General features: G+C 42.8%; 4 protein-coding genes. 3 read left to right on the top strand and 1 reads right to left on the bottom strand.

The genetic code is table 11. The features are described 5' to 3' along the window. Positions 1–274, bottom strand: a 274-nt coding sequence (locus ATH1_RS19440) for a Y-family DNA polymerase (protein WP_010422018.1), incomplete at its 3' end; no start/stop codon positions are given. A 981-nt stretch (positions 275–1,255) separates the two neighbouring features. Between ATH1_RS19440 and ATH1_RS0111935 the strand changes: the two genes are divergently transcribed. The 3 genes from ATH1_RS0111935 (at position 1,256) to ATH1_RS0111925 (ending at position 6,386) form a co-directional block, all read left to right on the top strand. Continuing rightward, on the top strand, positions 1,256–3,436 hold the full coding sequence (locus ATH1_RS0111935) for a glycoside hydrolase family 3 N-terminal domain-containing protein (protein WP_029164202.1): 2,181 nt from the start codon (positions 1,256–1,258) through the stop codon (positions 3,434–3,436). 569 nt (positions 3,437–4,005) lie between these two features. Next, positions 4,006–4,959, top strand: a complete 954-nt coding sequence (locus tag ATH1_RS0111930) for an AEC family transporter (RefSeq protein ID WP_010422014.1) — start codon at positions 4,006–4,008, stop codon at positions 4,957–4,959. 140 nt (positions 4,960–5,099) lie between these two features. Next, positions 5,100–6,386 (top strand): bifunctional folylpolyglutamate synthase/dihydrofolate synthase, encoded by a 1,287-nt coding sequence (locus tag ATH1_RS0111925; RefSeq protein WP_010422012.1) that lies wholly within the window; start codon positions 5,100–5,102, stop codon positions 6,384–6,386. The last annotated feature ends 5 nt before the right edge of the window (positions 6,387–6,391 follow it).

Below are 6,391 nucleotides of genomic sequence, written 5' to 3'. Positions count from 1 at the left end.
AAGCACAAAGATCGAATTTACTGTTACCCCGGATATGATGAAGATAGTGTACATAGAATGCATGCGGACAAAGTCGCCTGGCCAGTTTCATTGGCATAGCCGAATGCACACCAAAACGGCGGGCTTCGTAGCTGCAGGCTGCTACCACTCCCCGGTCGGACATGCCGCCGACAATGACAGGCATCCCCTGAAGACGACTGTTGAGTAATCGCTCTACCGAAACAAAAAATGTGTCCAGATCGAAGTGTACAATGTGCCGGTTATCAGGATTCATATATTGATTTTGATTATTAATTAATCTTTTTGGTGATTACAATTTAATAAATTGGTGTAAAAAAGAAAAATTTATATGCGTTCCCACGGCTATATTTTGAAGTGCTGGTAAAATTTCCCACGCAAAAGCCGCAAAATATTAGCACGCAAAAGGCAAGAAAGACTATAATCCAACTGAACGATTCCGTTTCCCGGTTTTGATCGGGAATTATTTTCTTTGCAATTTTTGAGTTCCTTTAATTTTGCGTTCTCAGCGTGGAATAAAACAGGTAAAACTCAAAGCCCCTTAAAATAATGTTTAATCGTTTCGACATTTTAAGAATTACCAGGAGGATTGTTTTCAACCTTTCAATAAAACTGCGTAATTTTGGTATCTTTATCAGTGCAGCAGATTACAATGGATTATTCGATTTTCAGATATTAGTTGTAAGAAGTTGTAAGATGAATGCGATGGTGTTGCAAATCAGAATTTAGCATAAATATTCGGTTAAATGCAAGATGCTGATTTTAAAGCAATTGGAACGAACATGACAAAGAATGTTTTAATATAGATTAATAGATTATTAGATTTAAGATGGTAAGATGTAAGATAAAACGGGCCTGACAAGGCATACCACAACAAGAATATGTATAAGTTCTTGCATGCGAGTTCCATCAGACCAATAACTCAGACTTATTTTATACTGATGAAAGATTTCACAATAATCTGTAAAAAAAGTCTAAACGCTGAGACGCGATGACGCAAAGTCTTTTTGTGAGAGATATAGTCGTTCTTTTTAGTCTCACAAATAATTAACTATCAGCGGGTTAATATTTAACGGAGTATTGTGTAAATAAGGTACCAATTACTATGTTGCATTGGTTCGAAAATTACTCATCCCGATATATCGGGACTCCGTTTTTGGCGGCTTCGCAAGCCTTGCAACCGGCACTTTATGGACAGATACTAATTAATCAGACTAAACAATTAAAACATAATATCATGAAAAAAACTCTATGGCTATTAATGGCTTTTACCTTTTCGTTTTCGTTGAAAGCACAGGAAGATTGTTCCTTCAGGAATCCGGATATCTCATTGGATGAGAGGGCGGAATGTATAGTAAAACAGCTTACCGTTGAAGAAAAAATAAACCAGCTGATGAATGCTGCTCCTGCAGTTGACCGGCTGGAGATACCGGAATACGACTGGTGGAATGAGTGTTTACACGGTGTAGCCCGTGCCGGAAGAGCCACGGTTTTTCCGCAGGCTATTGGTATGGCAGCTACATGGGATACCACGCTGGTGTACCGCGTTGGAGATGCCATTAGTACAGAGGCCCGGGCCAAATACAATGTATTTTCGAAACATGGTTATCGCGGACAATATAAGGGATTGACCTTCTGGACGCCCAATGTCAATATTTTCAGAGACCCCCGCTGGGGACGCGGTCAGGAAACTTATGGTGAAGACCCGTTTCTGACCTCCAGAATTGGTGTGTCGTTTGTAAAAGGATTGCAGGGGAATCATCCCAAATATCTGAAAGTGGCCGCTTTGGCTAAGCATTATGCCGTTCACAACGGACCCGAAGCATTGCGACACGAATTCGATGCGAAAGTCAGCATGAAAGATTTGTGGGAAACTTATCTGCCAGCCTTCGAAGCTTTGGTTAAAGAGGCCGGGGTGGAAGGTGTAATGGGGGCGTATAATCGAACCAACGGCGATCCCTGTTGTGCACACCCTTATCTGATGCAGGAAGTACTCCGTGAAAAATGGGGATTTGACGGATATTATGTTTCCGATTGTGGCGCCATCATGGATTTTTATACCGGGCACAAAATTGTGGATACGCCGGAAGAAGCTGCAGCAATGGCTCTTAATGCCGGATGTAACCTGAATTGTGGAGACACTTATGCTTCGTTGTTAAAGTCTCTCGAAAAAGGCCTGACAACGGAAGAAGAAATTGACAGGTCGGTGAAACAATTATTTAAAACACGTCTTCGATTGGGACTTTTTGCGCCCGAAGGCGCTGTGCCGTATGATACGATTAGTACTGACGTGATACGCTCAAAAGAGCATCAGAAACTGGCACTTGAAGCAGCCAGAAAGTCTGTTGTACTTCTGAAAAATGAAGCAAACACACTTCCGGTTGCCAGGGATGTCAAAAAAGTTTATGTAACAGGCCCGACGGCTACTCACGTGCAGGCATTACTGGCCAATTATTACGGCGTCAGCGAGGATATGACCACCATTCTTGAAGGCATTGTCGGAAAAGTGAGTCCGCAAACGTCTGTTCAATACAGGCAGGGGGCTTTGTTGTATGAAGCCAACCGTAACACCATGGATTGGTTTTCGGGGGCAGCAGCCAGTGCCGATGTGACGGTAGCGTGCCTGGGGATATCTCAGCTAATTGAAGGTGAAGAAGGTGAGGCTATTGCTTCAGAACATAGAGGTGACCGGGAACGTACCAGACTGCCACAAAACCAGATCGATTTTTTGAAGCGAATTCGTGCCAGTGCAAAGAAACTGGTGGTTGTTATTACTTCGGGAAGTGCCATTTCACTCCCTGAGATTTATGATATGGCCGATGCCTTACTTTATGTATGGTACCCCGGCGAACAAGGAGGGAAAGCCGTGGCCGATGTGCTTTTTGGCGATGCTGTTCCATCCGGTCGTCTGCCTGTAACAGTTGTTAAATCGGTAGATGATCTGCCTCCTTACGAGAATTATGATATGAAAGGCAGAACTTACCGGTATATGGAAGTTTCGCCTCAGTTTCCGTTTGGATTCGGACTCTCATATACCGATTTTACTTACAGTAATTTGACTTTGGAGAGCAACAAAGTAAAATCAGGAGAGTCGGTGAGACTTAGCTTTGATTTAACCAACGAAGGCGAATATGATGCCGATGAAGTTGTACAGTTCTATATTACCGATGTAGAAGCATCCGTTAATGTTCCCAAACAATCGTTGATTGGTTTTAAAAGAGTTGGCCTGGCCGCCGGCGAAAGCACAAAGATCGAATTTACTGTTACCCCGGATATGATGAAGATAGTGGACAATAATGGTGAGAAAATACTGGAGTCCGGGGAATTTAAAATCTATATTGGCGGATCAAGTTATTCGGAAGTGAACGATGAACTTGGTGCTGCTGAAGGTTTAACAGGTCGTTTTGAAGTGTTGTAATCATATCCGAAATAAATGCCCGTTTACAGATTGTAAATTAGTGTTTGCCCATAAAGTCCCATTTGCTGTTTTACGCTTGCAGCTGGCACTTTATGGGCAGACACTAATTAGTGCCTGTCTATAAAGTAGGGAAAGTTTCCTACTTATCATGTGTCTGTTCAGAAAGTGTCATTTACAAGGCTTGCGAAGCCGCCAAAAACGCAGTTTACTTTTCGTAAATGAGTATTTTGGCGGCAAGCGTAACACAGTAAATGGCACTTTATGGACAGACACTAATTATACCTGAATTTTTGCAGGCAAACGGCTGCTTGTTTGCAAAAATTTGGATTATAGTATTTCATCATACAATAGATCGTCAGATTACTGATTTAGTTTGTCCGATTTATTGGAGTAATATTTCCCGCTTTATTCTCCATGCCCCATGCCCCATGCTCTATGTCCCATGCTCTATCTTCTGCCTTTCGGCGACTTTTCTCCAACAATCCCTTGTTTGGTTAAGATCGAACTACAGATACTTTTACTTTTTCTTCCAAAAAATTCCGATTTTTACAGCTTAATTTTCTTCATATATGGAGTCACAGGTTATTGCAGAGCAGGTTGTCATTGCAGGCATGATTGTATTAACAGGTACGGTTGGCAGTTGGGCCAAAATTATTACTGAGCAGATACGTTATGCTATCTCAAGGTTGGTTTTTAACATTACGTTACCGTTATTGATCGTCACTACGATTTCCCGGATGGAGATGTCGCATGAGGTGCTTGTCAATGGATGGTGGGCATTAGTGTTTACCGTTGTGTCGATACTTTTGATGTATGGTTTTGGTAAAGTGTCTTCCCGGCTGTTTCGTTTACCCAACCGTTCAGCTGTTGTGCATGAGTTGCATACCATGTTTGGAAACATTGTGTTCCTGGGCTTTCCGCTGATAGCCGCTTTATACCCCGAGGGGGAAAGCTTATTGTATGCTTCCATCTATTATATGGTATCCAGTTTTATGCAATGGACTTATGCGGTATTTCGTCTTAAGGGACAGAAGGATGTGCCGGTGCGTGACCGCTTTAATAACCTGCTAAATCCCAATACGGTTGCATTTGCTGTCGGGATATTGCTTTTCTTTATTCAGTTTCAGTTACCATATCTGGTATATCAGCCTTTTCGAACAATCGGGAATGCTACCAGTCCGTTGGCACTATTGTATATTGGAGCTACACTTGCAGGAACAAATTTGAAGGGGATACTCAAACGTTACGATATTTATGTTTTGAGCTTCAATAAGTTGTTGTTAATTCCTTTTGTGCTATTGCTGATAATTAACTTTTTTGTAAAACAGATTGGAATTGATTTTGGCGATATGCCCGGCACCATAATCGTACTTGAAACCGCTATGCCATGTATGAGTATGATAGTGATAATGGCAAAGGCTTATGGCGCTGCCGATGACCTTGCTTCTGAAAATGTGTTTTTCACTACTGTCCTTAGTCTTCTTACTCTTCCTGTTGTATATTTTCTTACTACGGCGGTTTGAGGGTGGAATGGCAGCATGGGGCATGGCAGCATGGAGCATAGAGAATAATATCTTGTCTTTTTCATCTGTGTCACCGTTTAGCAACAACATTTGTTTTTGATTAAAATTTCCGACTTTTGTGAAGACAATCTTATTAAACAATGACTTATCAGGAAACCATTAAATATCTTTTTGAGCAGTTGCCTGTGTATCAGCGCAGCGGGAAGGCTGCCTACAAAGCCGACTTGAAAAATACGCTTGAACTGGACAATCATTTTGGTCATCCTCACCGGCGTTTCAGGACAATTCATGTTGCCGGTACCAACGGAAAGGGGAGTGTCTCACATCTGCTGGCCTCCATTTTACAAAGTGCCGGGTATCGCACCGGCCTCTATACATCGCCTCATTTATTAGATTTCAGGGAGCGCATCCGTATCAATGGCCGGATGATACCTGAAAAGGAAGTGACAGATTTTGTTGCGGTTAACCGTGACATCATAGACCGTATTCATCCTTCTTTTTTCGAGATGACGGTGGCTCTGGCTTTCGATTATTTTTACAGGGCTGAAATTGATGTGGCAGTTATAGAAGTCGGTCTTGGCGGCCGGTTGGATTCAACAAATATTATTACACCCGACTTGTCGGTGATCACCAATATAGGGATGGATCACACCATGTTTTTGGGAAATACACTTTCCGCTATTGCAGGGGAGAAGGCAGGTATTATCAAAAACAATGTTCCGGTTGTAATCGGGCGCCGGCAGGAAGAAATTGCGGATGTTTTTTGTCAAAAAGCAAAGGAGATGAAATCGCCGATTTACTTTGCTTCACAGATGATCGGTTTAAAAAAAGTGCGGGAGGATGACACTTTTCAACATATATCGGTGGCTTCCGATGCTCTTTCCGGGACATTCAGATTGCCGTTGCTGGGAAATTACCAGCAGGAGAATCTTCTGACAGTGCTGGCATCGGTTGTAGAGCTGAGAGAGGCAGGTTATTCTGTTACCGATTCTGCAATCCATCGAGGCATAGAAAAAGTAACGGAGCAAACAGGACTGGCCGGCCGATGGCAAGTTATATCCCGCAAGCCTCTGGTGGTGTGTGATACCGGCCATAACGCCGACGGAATAGAGCGGATATCAGCACAATTGAAATTGATTACGGCTGATAAAACCCACATAGTTTGGGGGATGGTCGACGACAAGGATGTGCAGGGAATTATGAAGCTTCTCCCTCAGAATGCACTTTATTATTTTACCCGTGCATCCATCCCTCGTGCAATGGATGAACACATTCTGGGCAAACTGGCCGGGGAGGCAGGATTAAAAGGAGAAACTTACCCCGATGTCAGCGCGGCGGTGGCTGCTGCCCGCGAAAATGCATCAGATAACGATTTGATTTTCATTGGAGGGAGTACTTTTATTGTCGCTGAGGCGCTTGAAAAATGACTTTA

It is taken from the genome of Anaerophaga thermohalophila DSM 12881, from assembly GCF_000191885.1.
GTDB classification, from domain to species: Bacteria; Bacteroidota; Bacteroidia; order Bacteroidales; family Marinilabiliaceae; genus Anaerophaga; species Anaerophaga thermohalophila.
Note: the sequence above shows the minus strand (reverse complement) of the source record. Positions and strands in the feature narration are given on the sequence as shown.